Below are 19,113 nucleotides of genomic sequence, written 5' to 3' on the forward strand. Positions count from 1 at the left end.
AACATGAACTAAAAACTATATCTTTTCTCCTTCCGTAACCGTAAAAAAACTATCGAATAAATAACAATTCTCTGTATTTGGGCAATGGCCACATTTCATTATCGACCATCAGCTCAAGTTTATCAATATGGTAACGTATTTCATCCATCAATGGGGCAACCGTATCATGATATGCTATGGCTTTTTCTCTCTCAGATTCTATTTTATTGGCAACCTTCCGGGCTTCGATCATCGTATGAACTTTCTCTTTTATCACCAATAAATGGGCTGCAATTTTTTCGATTACTTCCATATCCTGATTTGCGATAACTTCACTCTTTTCGGCTGGGAACAAACTCTTAATCTTAAAAACATTATCCAGCAAAAGAGATTGATAACGAGTCGCAACAGGGACAATATGATTTATTGCCAAATCTCCAAGTACACGAGCTTCTATCTGTATCTTCTTGGTATACGTCTCCCATTTTACCTCATTTCTGGCATGAAGTTCTACTTCTGAGAATACATGTGTGTCGGTAAACATCTTCACACTTTCTGGTTTCAAATAATTATCGTAAATTACAGGAACACTGGTTTCGCAATCTAATCCGCGGCGAGCAGCTTCAGCTTTCCATTCATCGCTATAACCGTTTCCATCGAAACGAATATTTTTCGATTCGTTTATATATTCTTTTAATACGGATAGTATTGCTTTCTCGGTAGATTCGCCTTTAGCGATACGACTATCCACTAACGTTTTGAACTCTTGTAACTGATCGGCTACTGCAGCATTTAAAGCAATCATTGCCGAAGCACAGTTTGCCGAAGATCCTACAGCTCTGAATTCAAATCTATTACCAGTAAAAGCAAATGGTGATGTTCGATTACGGTCGGTATTGTCACGAAGTATTTCTGGGATTTGGGTAACTCCCAAATCAAACCCTTCTTTACCGTTCATCTTAAAATCATCTTTTGAATTGAAAGATGCCATAGTATCTAAAATCTCGCTGACCTGTTTTCCCATAAATATAGATATGATAGCGGGCGGTGCTTCATTGGCTCCTAAACGGTGTCCATTAGTAGCCGATGCAATACTTGCTTTCAATAGTCCATTGTGGCGATAAACTGCGGTCATCACATTAATAATAAATGTCATGAACTGTAAATTTTCTTTCGGAGTTTTTCCCGGTGCAAAAAGTAATATGCCGGTATCAGTACCTAAAGACCAGTTATTGTGCTTACCTGACCCATTGACTCCCTTGAACGGTTTCTCGTGTAACAAAACTCTGAAATTGTGACGACGTGCGACTTTTTTCATCACACTCATCAACAAGAGGTTGTGGTCGTTTGCAAGATTCACTTCTTCAAATATAGGCGCCAACTCAAACTGGTTAGGAGCAACCTCGTTATGACGGGTTTTGGCTGGTATACCTAACTTCAGACATTCTATTTCGAGGTCTTTCATAAAAGCCGAAACTCGGGTAGGTATAGCACCGAAATAGTGGTCTTCAAGCTGTTGGTTTTTCGCGCTATCATGTCCCATCAATGTGCGGTCTGTCAACAAAAGGTCAGGGCGAGCCGAATACAAAGCTTCATCTACTAAAAAATATTCTTGTTCCCAGCCTAAATATGAAAAGACTTTCTTTACATTAGGGTCGAAGTAATTGCATACAGCAGTAGCGGCTTTATTCACACTATTCAAAGCCCTTAACAAAGGTGTCTTATAATCTAACGACTCTCCGGTGTACGAAACGAATATCGTAGGAATACATAGAGTATCGTCTACAATGAAAGCGGGAGATGATGGGTCCCAAGCAGAATATCCCCTCGCCTCAAACGTATTACGAATACCCCCGTTAGGGAAGCTCGATGCATCAGGTTCTTGTTGAATCAATAATTTTCCGGAGAATTCTTCTACAACACCACCTTTACTATCGTGTTCAATAAAAGAATCATGTTTTTCGGCCGTGCCTTCTGTCAAAGGGTGAAACCAATGGGTATAATGAGTAGCTCCCATTTCCATTGCCCATTTTTTCATTCCAGCTGCAACACTATCTGCTATTTCTCGATTAAAAGGTGCACCGTTATCAATTACATTTACCAAGGCATCATATGTTTTTTTCGGTAAATATTTAAACATTTTTTCGCGATTAAACACATACTTGGCAAAATATTCTGAAGGACGTTCTGCAGGTTTTTCCACTGCTACAGCTTTATGGGTAAAAGCCTCTTCTACTACTTTGAATCTTAATGTTGACATAACAGATAAATTTATTCGTTATCGTGTGTAATTATTTTTTATATTTTCCAGTTTTTCAGACGTTCTATAGCTTCGAAGGTGTCTTCATACTTTCCGAATGCAGTAAGCCGCAAATACCCTTCACCGGACGGACCAAATCCAACACCTGGAGTTCCGATGATATGTCTTTCAAAAAGTAGTCTATCGAAAAACTTCCACGAAGTAATACCCTTCGGAGCTTTCACCCATATATAAGGAGCGTTTACACCTCCGAAAACTTCTAATCCTATCGATTTTAAATTATCGTGCAACAATTTCGCATTTCTCATATAATAATTGATACGAACTTTAGTCTGAACTTTCCCTTCAGGAGTATAGATTGCTTCTGCTGCTCGTTGTACTATGTAAGCAGTACCATTGAATTTCGTACTTTGCCGTCGGTTCCATAATCGGTTCAATGAGATTTTATCTCCAGCGAAATTAAAGGCCTTTAGTTCTTTCGGTACAACCGTATATCCACATCTTAAACCAGTAAATCCTGCTGTTTTAGAGAAACTTCGGAATTCAATTGCAACTTGTTTTGCTCCTTTGATTTCATAAATACTATGAGGAACATCCTCTTCCTGGATAAATGCTTCATAAGCAGCATCAAACAAAATAAGGATATTATTGGATATTGCATAATTCACCCATTTTTTTAGTTCCTTTTTTGATAAAGCTGTTCCGGTAGGGTTATTCGGATAACACAAATAAATCACGTCGGGACGTATCTCTGGAAGTTCCGGAATAAAATGGTTTTCTGCATTGCAAGGAATATAAACAATATTGCTCCAACGGCCGTCCTCGTTTTTCTCTCCTGCACGACACCCCATCACATTGGAATCGATATATACTGGATACACCGGGTCGGTCACCGCAATGCGATTGTCTTTGCTTAATATATCTCCTATATTCCCTGTATCGCTTTTGGCTCCATCATTGATAAAGACTTCATCCGGGTCTAAGGAAATTCCTCTTGTTTCATAATCATGTTTGATAATCGTATCGATTAAAAAACGGTATCCCTGTTCTGGACCATACCCTTTGAATGTCTCTGAAACGGACATTTCGTCTACAGCCTTGTGCAATGCATCAATAACTGCTTCTGGCAAAGGAAGAGTTACATCTCCAATTCCCAATCTGATTACTTTTGCTTCAGGATGAATCACTTTAAAAGCGTTTACTTTCTTAGTAATTTCACTAAAAAGATAGCTCTCCGATAATTTTAAAAACTGCTCATTAACTAATGCCATATAACTAAATATTTCTCGTCTCTTTTCATACTTTATTAAAATCGATCGACTGTCTCCCCTTCAAAAACGGTAATTGCATCTCCCGTCATATAGATATGATTATCCAAATCATTCCATTCTATTAGCAAGTCACCTCCTAATAAATGAAGCACAGCCTTCCTTTCTGCAAATCCATTCAGTACCGCAGCTACTAACGTAGCACAGGCTCCTGTTCCGCAAGCAAGAGTTTCTCCTGTCCCTCTTTCCCACACTCTCATCCGTATATTGTTTTTTGATTCTATTATTGCAAATTCAACATTTGTTCGTTGAGGGAACAGAGGATGATGTTCGATAGAATAACCTGTCTGATGTAAATCTATATTATCAAAACTTTCCAAAAAGATAACGGTATGAGGATTTCCCATAGATATGCAAGTTATCTTATATTGTTCATCCCCGACAGAAAATGGTTCTCCGATGATGGAATCACCTATTTTCGATACGGGAATTAGAGAAGGAGAAATAATAGGTTCTCCCATATCAACACACACGTTTTTTACTTTATTTTTTGTAACTGTAAATTTCAGCTTTTTTATTCCGGCTTTAGTTTCAAGAGTAATTTCCTTTTTATCAGTTAACCCTTTATCATATACATATTTTCCGATGCATCTGGATGCATTACCACACATCTCCGCTTCCGAGCCATCTGGATTGAACATTCTCATTTTGAAATCACACCTTTTCGACGGCAAAATAATAACCAATCCATCTGATCCGACACCAAAATGCCTGTCACTCAATTCTATGGCCAACCTTTCAGGATTTTTTATATTTTCTTGAAATCCGTTTACATATATATAATCGTTACCAGCACCCTGCATTTTAGTGAATCTCATCTTATTTTTACATTTTGTAAACTGAAAAACTAAATAATATATCTTTTTGTTATTATTTTTCTGCAAATATAAACATATTGATATATTATATACAAAAATATTGTGTACAAAAATTACATAAAAAAATTATTTATTACAATATAATCATAAAAAATACAATATATATAACAAATTGTTATCATATTACTATATATACTGTGCAATTTGTTATTTCAATTAAAAATAGAAAAATAATATATGAATATATGCCGATATTTCATTTTTTTTCTTTAGCTTTGCATGGTTTTTACGATAGAAACCACCTTACTATAACAATAATCACATTAATCTATCGTATATGCAGAATATAAAAAGCGTCTCTCTAATCTTAGATGACGGAACTGTATTTCGGGGAAAATCATTCGGTTATGAAAAAGCTACAGCCGGAGAAGTTGTTTTTAATACGGCAATGGTGGGATATCCCGAGAGTCTGACAGATCCTTCTTATTCAGGTCAAATTTTGGTTATAACATTTCCGTTAGTTGGAAATTATGGGGTTCCTCCCCGTTCTTTTAACAATGACAATTTATCCACTTTTTATGAATCGGAGAAAATACACGTCGAAGGCGTTATTATCTCCGATTATTCGTTTGAATATAGTCATTGGAATGCGACCCGAAGTCTTGCCGCTTGGTTAAAAGAGGAAAAAATACCCGGTATTTTCGGAATAGACACGCGGGAACTGACGAAAAGGTTGAGAGAAAACGGTTCGATGAAAGGAAAAATCGTTTTTGATAACGATAATGAAATCGATTTTATAGACCCTAATATGGAAAATCAGGTAGCAAGAGTTAGTTGTAAAGATATTATCACATATGAACGGGGTCGAAAGCGTATCGTTTTGGTCGACTGTGGGGTGAAACATAATATAATTAGATGTCTATTGAAACGAGATGCAACAGTGGTACGAGTTCCCTGGGATTACGATTTTAATATGCTCAGTTATGACGGATTATTCATATCGAATGGTCCGGGAAATCCAGATTTATGCAATGCTACTGTCGAAAATATTCGAAAGGCCATGAAAGAGGATAAACCGATTTTCGGTATCTGTATGGGAAATCAGTTATTGGCGAAGGCCAGCGGAGCTTCTACTTATAAGTTAAAATACGGACATAGGAGCCACAACCAACCGGTACGTATGATTGGTACCGACCGATGCTTTATAACTTCACAAAATCACGGTTTTGCCGTAGATAACAACACACTAAGTGATGAATGGGAACCTCTTTTTATCAATATGAATGACGGTACAAATGAAGGTATAAGACATAAAGCCAAACCGTGGTTTTCTGCTCAATTCCATCCAGAAGCGGCCAGTGGACCTACTGACACGGAATTTCTCTTCGACGAATTTGTAAATATGCTTTAAACTTGTAAAAATAGAAATAGATGAGCCATATAAAAGATAACATTAAGAAAGTTTTGATTCTGGGTTCCGGTGCTTTGAAAATCGGAGAAGCCGGGGAATTTGACTATTCAGGTTCACAAGCTCTGAAAGCTTTGAAAGAAGAAGGTATTTATACCGTACTGATAAACCCTAATATTGCTACGGTACAAACGTCGGAAGGTGTCGCTGATAAAATATATTTTCTGCCTGTGACTCCGTATTTTGTCGAAAAAGTAATACGAAAAGAGACACCGGATGGTATTTTACTGGCATTCGGAGGGCAAACAGCCCTGAATTGCGGTGTCAAATTATATCAATCTGGAGTATTGGAAAAATATAATGTGGAAGTCTTAGGAACTCCGGTACAAGCAATCATTGATACTGAAGACCGAGAACTTTTCGTGAAAAAACTGGATGAGATAAATGTAAAAACAATAAAGAGTATTGCTACCGACAATTTAGGAGGTGCTCTGGAAGCAGCTGATGAATTGGGTTATCCGATTATAATCCGTGCAGCTTATGCTTTAGGTGGTTTAGGTAGTGGGTTCTGTGACAATCCTGAAGAACTGAAACGTATGGCCGAAAAAGCGCTATCGTTTTCTCCCCAAATATTGGTCGAAAAGTCGTTGAAAGGCTGGAAAGAAATCGAGTATGAAGTGGTGCGGGACAGATTTGATAACTGTATTACAGTATGTAATATGGAAAATTTCGACCCATTGGGTATTCATACGGGAGAAAGTATCGTTGTGGCTCCATCTCAAACTCTTACCAATAGTGAATATCATAAATTACGAGAGCTGGCGATACGAATTATCCGGCATATTGGTATTGTAGGGGAATGTAATGTCCAATATGCTTTTGATCCACAGTCGGAAGATTACCGGGTTATCGAAGTCAATGCCCGATTGAGCCGTTCTTCGGCCTTGGCCTCGAAAGCAACGGGGTATCCTCTTGCTTTTGTCGCAGCAAAGCTGGGTTTAGGATACGGATTATTTGATTTGAATAATTCGGTTACAAAAACGACATCTGCATTTTTCGAGCCTGCATTAGATTATATCGTGTGCAAAATACCTCGTTGGGATTTAGCCAAATTTCAAGGTGTAGACAGAGAGTTAGGCTCGAGTATGAAATCAGTGGGTGAAGTTATGGCTATCGGTCGTACATTTGAAGAAGCTATTCAAAAAGGGCTGCGCATGATTGGTCAAGGAATGCATGGATTTGTTAGCAATAAAGAGCTTATTATTACAGATATAGACAAGGCTTTAAGAGAACCGACCGATAAACGTATTTTCGTTATTTCGAAAGCATTCCGGCAGGGATACACCATAGATCAAGTACATAAACTGACTCATATAGATAAATGGTTTTTACAAAAACTTCATAATATCATCAGGACAGCTATTGAACTTGAAACTATCCAGGATATAGAGAAAATACCTGAAGATTTATTGAGAACAGCTAAAAAGCAAGGCTTTTCGGATTTTCAAATAGGCCGCTCGATATTGCAAGACAAAATGGACGATGCCGAAGCTACGATACTTACGATACGGAATTTAAGAAAAAAGAAGGGCATAACTCCTGTAGTGAAACAAATCGATACTTTAGCTGCAGAGTATCCAGCACAAACCAATTATCTATATTTGACGTATAACGGTGCAGAAAATGATGTAAAATACTGGGGAGATCAACGGTCGATTATCGTTTTAGGCTCTGGAGCCTACCGTATCGGTAGTTCGGTTGAATTCGACTGGTGCAGTGTCAACGCTCTTAATACGATTCGAAAAGAAGGCTGGAGATCGGTAATGATTAATTATAATCCTGAAACTGTCTCTACCGATTATGATATGTGCGACCGACTTTATTTCGATGAATTGACTTTCGAACGGGTGATGGATATCATCGAACTCGAAAATCCTCATGGTGTCATACTTTCTACCGGAGGACAAATCCCCAACAATTTAGCAACTCGCCTTGATGAACAGAATGTAAATATTCTGGGAACTTCAGCTACATCTATAGATAATGCGGAAGACCGACATAAATTTTCGTCGATGCTTGACAGACTGGGAATCGACCAACCTCGTTGGAGAGAATTAAGTACTCTCAACGATATTTTTGATTTTGTCGACGAAGTGGGCTATCCAGTATTAGTACGTCCTTCTTATGTATTGTCGGGTGCTGCAATGAATGTATGTTCCAATGATACGGAGTTGAAACAATTTCTTCAATTAGCAGCTAATGTTTCGAAAAAACATCCGGTAGTTGTAAGTGAATTTATACAACATGCAAAAGAAATCGAAATGGATGCTGTTGCTTGCAACGGAGAAGTAGTTATGTATGCTATATCGGAACACATAGAATTTGCCGGAGTACATTCTGGGGATGCAACGATACAATTTCCTCCTCAAAAATTATATGTGGAGACCGTTCGTCGCATAAAGAAAATTGCCGGTCAAATCGCTAAAGAATTAAAAATATCCGGACCTTTCAATATCCAATTTTTGGCTAAAAATAATGATATCAAGGTAATCGAATGTAATTTGAGAGCATCGAGAAGTTTCCCATTTGTTTCAAAAGTATTGAAAATAAACTTTATAGAATTGGCGACAAAGGTGATGATGGGACTTCCGGTAGAGAAACCGAACAAAAACGAATTTGATTTGGACTATGTCGGGATAAAAGCATCTCAATTTTCTTTTTCCAGATTGCAAAAGGCAGATCCGGTTTTAGGTGTAGATATGGCATCTACCGGAGAAGTCGGTTGTATTGGAGACGATACTTATGAAGCTGTGTTGAAATCGATGCTATCTGTAGGATACTCTATTCCAGAGAAAAATATCTTGTTATCAACGGGTACGGCAAAGCAAAAAACTGATATGCTCGATGCTGCTGTCATGCTACATAACAAAGGATACAAGCTTTTCGCAACAGGCGGGACCCATAAATTCTTGGCAGATAATGGAATCCCTTCTACACGGGTATATTGGCCCAGCGAAACTAAGCAATTTCCCCAGGCTTTGGATATGATTCACAATAAAGAAATAGATTTTGTTGTAAACATTCCTAAGAATCTGACTCAAACTGAATTAGACAACGGTTACAAAATACGTCGAGCAGCTATAGACTTCAATATTCCATTGATTACAAATGCTCGTTTAGCTTCGGCTTTTATCGGAGCATTTTGTAGTATGAATATCAGTGAAATACAAATTAAGAGTTGGGAAGAATATAAATGATTCTGTAAAAAGATAGAAAGAAGGAGGTATACTGTTTTCGGGATACCTCCTTCTTTCTTGTGATTACTTCAATTAAAATCTCACGTCGATACCTCCCATCGCGATAATTCCCGGCATGGGAAAGCCTTCGTTGATTGTATACGAAGTATTCGTTAAATTCTCACCTTTTACAAATAAAGTTATATTACGTTTGTCATTTCCGAAACGATATGCTATCCGAGCATTCAAAAGAGTATAGTTTTCTTTATCTACCGGTTTTGTAGTAACATAAAGATTGAAAATGGACTGAGTATTAAGTGTAAAGCTCCATTTTCCAGGGGTATAGTCAATTTCTCCGAATAATTTATGTTCAGGAGCACCGACCAAAGGTTTATTCATGTGTAAATAACTATAGTTAGTTCCGAAATTCCAGTTTTTAAGAAAGTGGTATGATAAATCAAATTCCACCCCTTTGTTATAAAATTTTCCCGTATTTATATTTTTCATTTTCCCGTTAACGGGAGTCGCCACAATGGTATTTTTTCCATCGATATAAAATGCTGTAATTTCCGCATGCAATTTCCCATTTAAGAATTGTTGTCCGACCGATATTTCATAATTGAGCATACTTTCCGGTTTCAAATCGGGATTAGCCGGAGCATACATGTATAGTTCTCTTATATTCGGACTTCTGAAACCTTTAGAAAAGGATGCTTTAATCGTATTTCCGTGGAAGGGATTAATCGTCAATCCGGCTTGCGGAACCCATTCGTTTCCGAATGTAGTATTATGTTCATAACGGACTCCGGCATTCAAGTTCAAAATGCTCCACAATTCTTGTTGCATAACAATATATCCAGCCAGTTCATGCACGCTTTTATCTATAATTAGTTTTTCTGTTCCGTCGAAGTTATCATTCCATGCATGTCCTCCCCAATTCTTATAATCTACCCCTAAAGTAAATTGATTTCCGGGAAACAGAAAGAACGATTCATATGCCAAAACGCCATAATTGAAATCGGTAGAACGGAAATAATATGTGCTGGGGATATCTGTATTCTGTCCATCGTCTATTTTATGATTCCCCCAATTATAAAACAGTTGTATTGCACCGTTATGTTTATCGAATTTATTGGACAAGGAGGCAGAAGCTGTACCTCTCCATATTTTCATCCAGTTATGATACATAGGTTCATCTATCGTACCGGGATTATGAGTGTCATAGTATGCTAAACTGACATCTCCCATCACTGAAAAGTGGTTATTTATATTATAGCCTAATTTGCCGAAACCATTAGTTATATTAAATTGAGAATTGGGACGATGACCATCAGTACGGTCGTGATTGATAGAGAAAAAGCTGTTGAATTTACCCAATTTCACTCCATTGTTCACCATATATTTCTGCGTATTATACGACCCATACATTATCCGGGCATGTGTTGTAACCCCTTCTTCGTGTTGGCTACGGGTTATGATATTCACGACTCCGCCCATAGCATTGGAACCATATAGTAAGGAGCCTGGGCCTCGTATCACTTCTACTCTATCTACGTCGGAAGCTACATAGGTATCGGGTAAGCTGTGCCCAAAAACTCCTGCCCATTGAGGTTGTCCGTCGAACAACATCAGGACTTTGTTCCCAGCCCCGACCCCTCGAATATTTACTGCCCCTGCTCCTCCATTCGATACACCGAATCCTGTGATACCTTTCTGAGTAACGAATAGTCCGGGAACTCGTTGTGACAATACTGGTAATAGAGCCGATTCACTACTTTTATCTATTTCTTCCCTTGTTATAACAGATACAGATAGTGGAATATTGTTCTTATTTACCAAAGTTTTATTAGCAGTTACAACGACTTGCTCTATTTCTAAGGTATCAGATAATGAACGGTCTGCTTTAGCGGGATTATATCCTGCCAAACAAAACACGAATAATGCTGTAATTTGAAGTTTTTGTTTCATTTTTTATTTATTATTTGTAATATCTTTTCATAAAATCGTGTTACGATAGAATCGTATTTAGTTAGTTGTAAAATATTTCAACCTACATTTTTCAAATATGATACATAAAATAATTATTTCTTAATATATTATTTGAGCACAAAAAAAATGACCCTTAATTCGTGTTATTATTTTTCTGAATCGTGTTACTTTGTACCCCAAAAAAATTAATCTGCCCGACTCATAACCAATTTACCGTGTTTAATATCCCGTATGGAGACCAATTTGTCTGATAACTCTGTCAATCGATAAGCTTCTCCTTTAACCGTAGCAATATGCAAGCAAAAGTTTTTATTCAGATAATATTGTGCCGATGATAAAATAACATCTTGATAAAATTGTTGTATTTCGTCGATTCGCTGAGGTATATTTTTCTTAGACTGGTCATACATAATAATTATCGTTCCTGCAACGATATGATTGCATTGCCATTTTTTTTCCGCTATGTTTTTTTCTACAAGAAAACGAATAGCCTGTGAACGATTGGCAAAACCATTATCTATAACAAACCGGTCAAGAGAATTGACCAATTCCTCATCTAATGAAACACCAAACCTCTTTAATGCCATATTGCAAATTTTATCTTATTTAATACTAATTTCGTTTGCCATAAGTTAAAACAAGTTCAATAAATATTTGTTTACATAATAAGTAAAAACATTTCTGCATTAATCTTGTTTTAACCTAAGAAACAACATTAATATGACAAATTATTTTATCATAAAATACACCCACAACAAAGACTATATAAATGCCACCATTGACCAGCAATGTGATGATATATCTCTTGGTGAAGGTCTCAAAGATATATGTCTTTATTTGAAAAATAATCATTCTCAAATATTTACAGAAATACAATTATCTGAAAATAGAGAATTTACTATTTCGTGGGAACAAGATATTACATCCTCCAATTATCTTTTAATGCCTGGTCACGATATTATCCATCGGCTGAAAGAGTTAAAGAATGTCATAGAAAATTCCCAAAATTTTGAACAAAAATACAAAAAATTTGACTTTATAACAGACAATATGAATATTAATATCGACGATATCATTGTCTGCCTCTCAGATAAAGGAAAAAAAGAAGCAATAAGTAAATATTCTGAAGAATTGGCTTTTTTGATGACAAAAGTCGTTCCGAAGTTAATTCCTCTAAATCAAATAAAAATAGAAGTTTCCGGTATGAGTTTTATTATGGTGAAAAATATTCTATCGGAAATATACGAGCAAATACCCGGCGAAAGAAAAAACAAGTTCCACTATCAAATAGATTTTGATGAACTTGTTTTTAGATGATTATGTGTTGATGAAAACGAGGCTGTCTCAAAATATATATTGAGATGGCCTCTATTTTATTCTAAACATGAATCATTGATATTCTTTAAAAAAGAAATTTTCCTCATTCCTTTTCCGTGGTTTCTCTTACCGGAGATTTTCTTGTACAGTTTTGAATATCATTTTTAATATATGATACAAAAATAAGCTTTGACAGAAAAAAGGTAGGTTTTGTCAGATATTTTTATCAATAAGCATTGACACAAAAAAGCTGCCCCAAATTTATTTTGAGACAGCTTTTCTATTTTCTTATGAGTTAAAGATTTTCTTTTTCTTTGGCTGGATTTTTATAATATATCTTCCCTTCAATATATNTGGATAATAATTGGCTATACAAAATTGTCTTATGGAGTTTAAAATAGTTTCTTCATATAAACCTACCGGAGACCAACCGGAAGCTATTGATGAATTGAGTCAGGGCATTAAGGATAATATTCCTTATCAGACTTTGTTGGGGGTAACCGGTTCAGGAAAGACTTTTACAATGGCTAACGTCATTGAAAGGGTCCAAAAACCGACGTTGATTCTTAGTCATAATAAAACTTTGGCAGCACAATTGTACGGTGAGTTTAAGAGCTTTTTCCCGGATAATGCTGTGGAATATTTTGTATCGTATTATGATTATTATCAGCCGGAAGCTTATATCCCAACCACAGATACGTATATAGAGAAAGATCTTGCGATAAATGATGAAATAGAGAAACTCCGGTTATCGACTACATCGTCTTTGCTATCCGGGCGGAAGGACGTCATTGTGGTTTCGTCTGTGTCTTGTCTGTATGGTATCGGGAATCCTGAAGATTTTCATAGTAATGTTATCGACCTTCATGTAGGCATGAAACTGGAGAGAAATAATTTTCTTCGTTCTTTGGTCAATAGCCTTTATTCAAGAAATGAAGTCGTACTGGATAGAGGTAATTTCCGAGTGAAAGGCGATACTGTCGATATATTTTTGGCTTATGCAGATATTATATTAAGAGTTATTTTCTGGGGTGAAGAAATAGAATCCATTGAGAGTGTAGATCCGGTGAGTGGACATACTATTACTCTTTTCAATGATTATAAGGTATATCCTGCTAATATTTTTGTTACAACAAAAGAACGTATAGATAGAGCAATAGGAGAAATAGAAATTGATTTGGGTAAGCAGGTTGAATTTTTTCAGTCGATAGGGAAAAATCTGGAAGCCAAGCGTATACAAGAAAGGGTTACTTATGATTTGGAAATGATTAGAGAGGTTGGCCATTGCTCTGGAATAGAGAACTATTCGCGATACTTTGACGGACGAGCAGCCGGGACACGGCCTTTCTGTCTTATGGATTACTTTCCAAAGGATTTTATGGTTATCATAGATGAAAGTCATGTTACTATACCTCAAATACGAGCTATGTACGGAGGGGATAATTCTCGTAAAGCTAATTTGGTGGAATATGGGTTTCGCCTGCCAGCAGCTATAGATAACCGTCCGTTAAAGTTTGAAGAGTTTGAGGAATTGGCCAAACAGGTAATTTTTGTGAGTGCTACTCCTGCCGATTATGAACTGGAGAAGAGTGAAGGTGTCATTGTAGAACAGGTGATACGTCCTACAGGATTATTGGATCCTGTTATAGAAGTTCGTCCAAGCCTAAACCAGATAGATGATTTGTTGGAAGAAATTCAAGTACGTATAGAAAAAGATGAACGGGTATTGGTAACTACGTTGACCAAACGTATGGCGGAAGAGTTGAATACATATCTTCTGCGTCTCGATATCCGTTGTAACTATATCCACTCGGATGTAGATACTCTGGAGCGGATAAAAATCATCGACGATTTACGTAATGGATTGTATGATGTCCTTATCGGAGTTAATTTATTAAGAGAGGGGCTTGACTTGCCCGAGGTATCATTGGTAGCGATACTTGATGCTGATAAAGAAGGTTTTTTAAGGTCTCATCGGTCCCTGACTCAGACTGCAGGTCGTGCTGCCAGAAACTTAAACGGAATGGTAATCATGTATGCCGACAGGATTACGGAAAGCATGCAGAAAACTATAGATGAAACCAATCGCCGAAGGGAGAAACAGTTAGCTTATAACGAAAAGCATAATATTACTCCTCAAGCCATTCAAAAGGCCAAAAATTCTGTTCTTAATAGGGAAAATACCGGTGCAGAACCTATTTTGTATAGAGAAGAATACAGCCAGAGTGCGAATATAGCTGCCGACCCGGTAATACAATATATGAGTAAAGACCAATTGNTATATATTGAGATGGCCTCTATTTTATTCTAAACATGAATCATTGATATTCTTTAAAAAAGAAATTTTCCTCATTCCTTTTCCGTGGTTTCTCTTACCGGAGATTTTCTTGTACAGTTTTGAATATCATTTTTAATATATGATACAAAAATAAGCTTTGACAGAAAAAAGGTAGGTTTTGTCAGATATTTTTATCAATAAGCATTGACACAAAAAAGCTGCCCCAAATTTATTTTGAGACAGCTTTTCTATTTTCTTATGAGTTAAAGATTTTCTTTTTCTTTGGCTGGATTTTTATAATATATCTTCCCTTCAATATATTCTTGAGTTGCAATCAATGTGGGTTTTGGCAACTTTTCATAATATTTGGAAATCTCAATTTGTTCCCGGTTTTCGAAAACCTCTTCCAGATTATCATTATAAGAAGCAAATTCTTGTAATTTTTTTTCCAAATCAGCCTTCATTTCAACCGCAATCTGATTGGCTCTTTTACCAATAATACAAACTGTTTCATATACATTACCTGTATCTTCTGACAATGCGATCATATCGCGGGTCACCGTGTTAGTGGGTGCATTCGATTTTTTGTAATCCATATCTCTTTTCGATTATTCTTTTACGTATTTATTTGCTACATTAAACATGCGTTTGGCCTCTTTCATATTAGAAGATTCGGGAAATTCATTTATGAAACTGTAATATTCATCAATTACGTCCCGAAAACGGTCTATTTTCTTTTCTTCAACACTTTGAGTAGCTTCCTGAAACTTAGCTTTCAAAATAAGGAAAGATAATGTTTCTCTATATTTTGTGTAGGGATAGTCTCTCAATGCATTTTGAGCCGTTATTACTGCCGACTCATAATTATTGCCCATATAGTTCCCTAAATTATAGTACAATTGAGCACTTAACAATTCTTTTTCTACCAATTTTTCTTGTAAAGAAATGATTATGTCTTGCGCTTCTTTGGCTCTTTCACTTTTGGGAAAGTATTCCAAAAACATTTGTAACTCATCTATTGCCTTATATGTTCCTGACTGGTCGAGTGCCGGTTCGGGAGAATCCAGATAATATCCATATCCTGCGTAGAATCTGGATAATTCGGCATATTGTCCTTTAGGATAATTGGTATAATATGTTGTAAAATATTGCCCTGAGGTGATATAATCTTTGGCCAGATAATGACTTCTTGCCAGTAAATAAAGTGATTCCTCAGCTTTGTCGGTACCTTTGAATATGGTTACCAACTCTTCCAATAATGTATACGCTCTCGAATATTTTTTCTGTTCAAAATATTTCTTAGCATATTCATATTTTAGCTCATAATCTTGGCTTTTAAGTATTTTATTGTATTCGCTACATGAAGCGAAAAGCATGATTATGGCAAATAAATATATAATTTTTCTTTTCATATGCTTAAATAATGTGCAAATGTAGGAAATAGCATCGAATAACAAAAACAAAAAAATGAATTTTAACGGATATACTCTATTAAATAAATAAAATAGCACAGGTCTCTGCTGTGTATTGCCGACCTGTACTATTCTATATATATGATTATTAAAAAAGATTACAATTGATATAGTTGGTGTGCAGCCATCAACTCAAGGCTGTGTCTACGCAAAATATCGATACACATATTTATATCGTTGGGGCGAATTACCACATGTGCAACGTCGCCTGAAGAAAAGGCATACATGTATTCAATAAATACTCCTGCCTCTGACAGATAGTGCAATGCTTTTGATAAGGCTCCCGGGGTATTCGGACAATTTAGGCAGACAACTTCCGTCAATGTTACTCCGAAATGATTGTCTTTAAGTAGTTTGTAGGCCTTATCCGGGTCTGACACAATGACTCTAAGAATACCAAATTCTGCATTTTCAGCCATACTGAATGCCGATAAATTGATTCCAGCATTTCCTAACACTGAGGTCACTTCATTTATACGTCCAGTTTTGTTTTCGAGAAAAACCGATAATTGCTTTATAATCATAATATTTACAGGTTTATTGTATATTTCGGTTATCTATCACTCGTTTGGCTTTTCCTTGACTGCGTTCGAGGCTACGTGGTTCCACTAATTTTACATTTGCGGCAATGCCCAGTACGCTTTGCAAACGGTGAGCTATTTTCTTTTTTAATTCTACCATTCGGGTAATTTCGTCGGAATAGCATTCGGGACGCACTTCAACCAATACTTCGAGAGTATCCAAATTATTTTTGCGATCGACAATCAGCATGTAATGAGGTTCGAATTCTTGCATTTCAAGTATTACACTTTCGACTTGGGACGGGAATACGTTTACACCTCGAATAATCAACATATCATCGCTGCGTCCTGTAATTCGGGTCATACGAACTGTGGTTCTACCGCAAGGACATGGTTCGTATATTAACGAGCATAAATCTTTGGTACGATATCTTAGCAAAGGCAGACCTTCTTTAGTGATTGTAGTGAATACTAATTCTCCTGACTCTCCGGGGGCTAAGGGTTCTAATGTTTTAGGGTCTATTATTTCCGGATAAAAATGGTCTTCACTGATATGGGCTCCATGCTGATATTCGCATTCATGGGCGACTCCCGGTCCCATAACTTCACTGAGCCCGTAAATATCGTAAGCTTTTATGCCTAGTTTGGATTCTATTTCACGGCGCATATTTTCGGTCCAAGGTTCTGCACCGAATATGCCAACTCTCAATTTAAACTCTTCTCTCGGTATGCCAGAATCCTGTATGGCATCTGCCAAATATAATGCGTAAGAAGGTGTACAAGCCAGAGCTGTGGGCCCGAAATCTCGCATCAGTTGTATTTGTTTTGCAGTATTTCCACTTGACATGGGTATGACTGTCGCACCTAGATTTTCGACACCGTAATGTAGTCCCATTCCTCCAGTAAATAAACCATAGCCATATGATACGTGAAATATATCATTTTTATCGGTTCCGTAAGCAGAGAGACATCGCGCTACTGATTCGGCCCAAGTTACAAGGTCTTGACGAGTATATCCAACGACAGTAGGCCGTCCAGTAGTTCCTGACGATGCGTGTAAACGCACAATCTCAGACATAGGTACGGCAAAGAGGCCAAACGGGTAATTGTCCCGTAAATCTTGTTTTGTTGTGAACGGTAATTTTACAATATCGTCAATAGAATTTATATCATTAGGTGTTATTCCTATTTCCTGCATTTTTTTTCGATAAAAAGGTGTATTATGATATACTCTCTCGACAGTTTGTTTCAAGCGTATCCCTTGCAATTTGCGCATATCTTCACGCTTCATGCATTCCATGGTTTCGTTCCAAATCATTTCTAATATTCCTGCTTTTTATTGTTATTTTATGTATTTTAGGCAAAGTAAGCAAAAAATGCCGATTCATACATATATTAACGGAAAAACTTTTAATATGTTATAAAAATGGATTGATAAAATTTTATTTGAAATAAATATTCTATTATATAGAATTATAATGCTTTAATTCTATATAATGTCTCCCTAATATTGTACCATTTTTTCGTATATTCGCATCAAAATATCCATACAAATTATGTCTGAAAAAAAACTTTTACGGTCAAACAATAAAATAATAGCCGGAGTCTGTGGCGGGCTGGCCGATTATTTCGATATAGATGCTACTCTCATGAGAGTAATCGTCGTATTAGCTGCGGTATTTACCGGTTTTTTCCCGATAACTGTCGCTTACGTGATACTTATATTCATCATACCTGAAGCTCGATAATAACTGGATAATAATTGGCTATACAAAATTGTCTTATGGAGTTTAAAATAGTTTCTTCATATAAACCTACCGGAGACCAACCGGAAGCTATTGATGAATTGAGTCAGGGCATTAAGGATAATATTCCTTATCAGACTTTGTTGGGGGTAACCGGTTCAGGAAAGACTTTTACAATGGCTAACGTCATTGAAAGGGTCCAAAAACCGACGTTGATTCTTAGTCATAATAAAACTTTGGCAGCACAATTGTACGGTGAGTTTAAGAGCTTTTTCCCGGATAATGCTGTGGAATATTTTGTATCGTATTATGATTATTATCAGCCGGAAGCTTATATCCCAACCACAGATACGTATATAGAGAAAGATCTTGCGATAAATGATGAAATAGAGAAACTCCGGTTATCGACTACATCGTCTTTGCTATCCGGGCGGAAGGACGTCATTGTGGTTTCGTCTGTGTCTTGTCTGTATGGTATCGGGAATCCTGAAGATTTTCATAGTAATGTTATCGACCTTCATGTAGGCATGAAACTGGAGAGAAATAATTTTCTTCGTTCTTTGGTCAATAGCCTTTATTCAAGAAATGAAGTCGTACTGGATAGAGGTAATTTCCGAGTGAAAGGCGATACTGTCGATATATTTTTGGCTTATGCAGATATTATATTAAGAGTTATTTTCTGGGGTGAAGAAATAGAATCCATTGAGAGTGTAGATCNAAAAATTCTGTTCTTAATAGGGAAAATACCGGTGCAGAACCTAT

At 36.7% G+C, this 19,113-nt stretch carries 13 protein-coding genes and 3 pseudogenes; 6 read left to right on the forward strand and 10 right to left on the reverse strand.

What is annotated here, in order from left to right:
• Positions 1 to 49 precede the first annotated feature (49 nt).
• The 3 genes from BN2628_RS03000 to dapF are packed head-to-tail and all read right to left on the reverse strand — an operon-like array spanning position 50 to position 4,385.
• Positions 50 to 2,239 (reverse strand): glutamine synthetase III family protein, encoded by a 2,190-nt coding sequence (locus BN2628_RS03000; protein ID WP_055095986.1) that lies wholly within the window; start codon positions 2,237 to 2,239, stop codon positions 50 to 52.
• A 38-nt stretch (positions 2,240 to 2,277) separates the two neighbouring features.
• Positions 2,278 to 3,510: an LL-diaminopimelate aminotransferase gene (locus BN2628_RS03005; protein WP_021930160.1), complete on the reverse strand. Its 1,233-nt coding sequence runs from the start codon at positions 3,508 to 3,510 to the stop codon at positions 2,278 to 2,280.
• Positions 3,511 to 3,545: 35 nt separating this feature from the next.
• Positions 3,546 to 4,385, reverse strand: a complete 840-nt coding sequence (gene dapF / locus BN2628_RS03010; protein ID WP_021930159.1) for a diaminopimelate epimerase — start codon at positions 4,383 to 4,385, stop codon at positions 3,546 to 3,548.
• Between the two features lie 337 nt (positions 4,386 to 4,722).
• Between dapF and carA the strand changes: the two genes are divergently transcribed.
• Positions 4,723 to 5,796 (forward strand): glutamine-hydrolyzing carbamoyl-phosphate synthase small subunit, encoded by a 1,074-nt coding sequence (gene carA / locus BN2628_RS03020; protein WP_021930158.1) that lies wholly within the window; start codon positions 4,723 to 4,725, stop codon positions 5,794 to 5,796.
• 29 nt (positions 5,797 to 5,825) lie between these two features.
• Complete coding sequence (gene carB, locus BN2628_RS03025) at positions 5,826 to 9,050, forward strand: carbamoyl-phosphate synthase (glutamine-hydrolyzing) large subunit (protein ID WP_055096290.1); 3,225 nt, start codon at positions 5,826 to 5,828, stop codon at positions 9,048 to 9,050.
• Positions 9,051 to 9,122: 72 nt separating this feature from the next.
• Here the strand turns inward: carB and BN2628_RS03030 are convergent, their stop codons facing one another.
• Together BN2628_RS03030 and nikR are read right to left on the reverse strand one after the other, a co-directional pair.
• A complete protein-coding gene (locus BN2628_RS03030; RefSeq protein WP_021930156.1) occupies positions 9,123 to 10,997 on the reverse strand; it encodes a TonB-dependent receptor plug domain-containing protein in 1,875 nt (624 codons plus the stop codon).
• A gap of 206 nt (positions 10,998 to 11,203) precedes the next feature.
• Entirely contained in the window at positions 11,204 to 11,605 is a 402-nt protein-coding gene (nikR, locus tag BN2628_RS03035; RefSeq protein ID WP_021930155.1) for a nickel-responsive transcriptional regulator NikR, read from the reverse strand.
• 133 nt (positions 11,606 to 11,738) lie between these two features.
• On the opposite strand from nikR, the gene BN2628_RS03040 reads away from it, so the two are divergent.
• The gene (locus BN2628_RS03040; protein ID WP_021930154.1) at positions 11,739 to 12,335 is read left to right on the forward strand and encodes a hypothetical protein; all 597 of its coding nucleotides are present in this window, start codon (positions 11,739 to 11,741) and stop codon (positions 12,333 to 12,335) included.
• A 295-nt stretch (positions 12,336 to 12,630) separates the two neighbouring features.
• On the opposite strand, the pseudogene BN2628_RS17750 reads toward BN2628_RS03040, so the two are convergent.
• Positions 12,631 to 12,741 (reverse strand): annotated as a pseudogene (locus BN2628_RS17750) (RNA polymerase Rpb6); the annotation flags it as partial.
• Here BN2628_RS17750 and uvrB point away from each other — a divergent pair.
• A pseudogene (uvrB, locus tag BN2628_RS03045) lies at positions 12,721 to 14,497 on the forward strand (excinuclease ABC subunit UvrB); the annotation flags it as partial. The pseudogenes BN2628_RS17750 and uvrB overlap by 21 nt on opposite strands.
• Positions 14,498 to 14,876: 379 nt before the next feature.
• On the opposite strand, the gene BN2628_RS03050 reads toward uvrB, so the two are convergent.
• From BN2628_RS03050 to BN2628_RS03065, 4 genes are all read right to left on the reverse strand, one after another.
• Positions 14,877 to 15,209, reverse strand: coding sequence for a DNA-directed RNA polymerase subunit omega (locus BN2628_RS03050; protein WP_021930153.1), 333 nt, complete (start codon positions 15,207 to 15,209; stop codon positions 14,877 to 14,879).
• A gap of 12 nt (positions 15,210 to 15,221) precedes the next feature.
• Positions 15,222 to 16,025 carry an outer membrane protein assembly factor BamD gene (locus BN2628_RS03055; RefSeq protein ID WP_044228823.1) on the reverse strand — a complete coding sequence of 268 codons (804 nt, stop codon included), beginning with the start codon at positions 16,023 to 16,025 and terminating at the stop codon, positions 15,222 to 15,224.
• 158 nt (positions 16,026 to 16,183) lie between these two features.
• Positions 16,184 to 16,609 carry a hypothetical protein gene (locus tag BN2628_RS03060; protein WP_021930151.1) on the reverse strand — a complete coding sequence of 142 codons (426 nt, stop codon included), beginning with the start codon at positions 16,607 to 16,609 and terminating at the stop codon, positions 16,184 to 16,186.
• A gap of 13 nt (positions 16,610 to 16,622) precedes the next feature.
• On the reverse strand, positions 16,623 to 17,924 hold the full coding sequence (locus BN2628_RS03065; RefSeq protein WP_021930150.1) for a phenylacetate--CoA ligase family protein: 1,302 nt from the start codon (positions 17,922 to 17,924) through the stop codon (positions 16,623 to 16,625).
• Positions 17,925 to 18,162: 238 nt separating this feature from the next.
• Between BN2628_RS03065 and BN2628_RS03070 the strand changes: the two genes are divergently transcribed.
• Both BN2628_RS03070 and BN2628_RS03075 read left to right on the forward strand, forming a co-directional pair.
• A complete protein-coding gene (locus BN2628_RS03070) occupies positions 18,163 to 18,354 on the forward strand; it encodes a PspC domain-containing protein (protein WP_055095990.1) in 192 nt (63 codons plus the stop codon).
• A gap of 35 nt (positions 18,355 to 18,389) precedes the next feature.
• A pseudogene (locus BN2628_RS03075) lies at positions 18,390 to 19,067 on the forward strand (DEAD/DEAH box helicase family protein); the annotation flags it as partial.
• Positions 19,068 to 19,113 lie beyond the last annotated feature (46 nt).

The organism is Gabonia massiliensis (assembly GCF_001403595.1).
Classification (GTDB): Bacteria; Bacteroidota; Bacteroidia; order Bacteroidales; family Coprobacteraceae; genus Coprobacter; species Coprobacter secundus.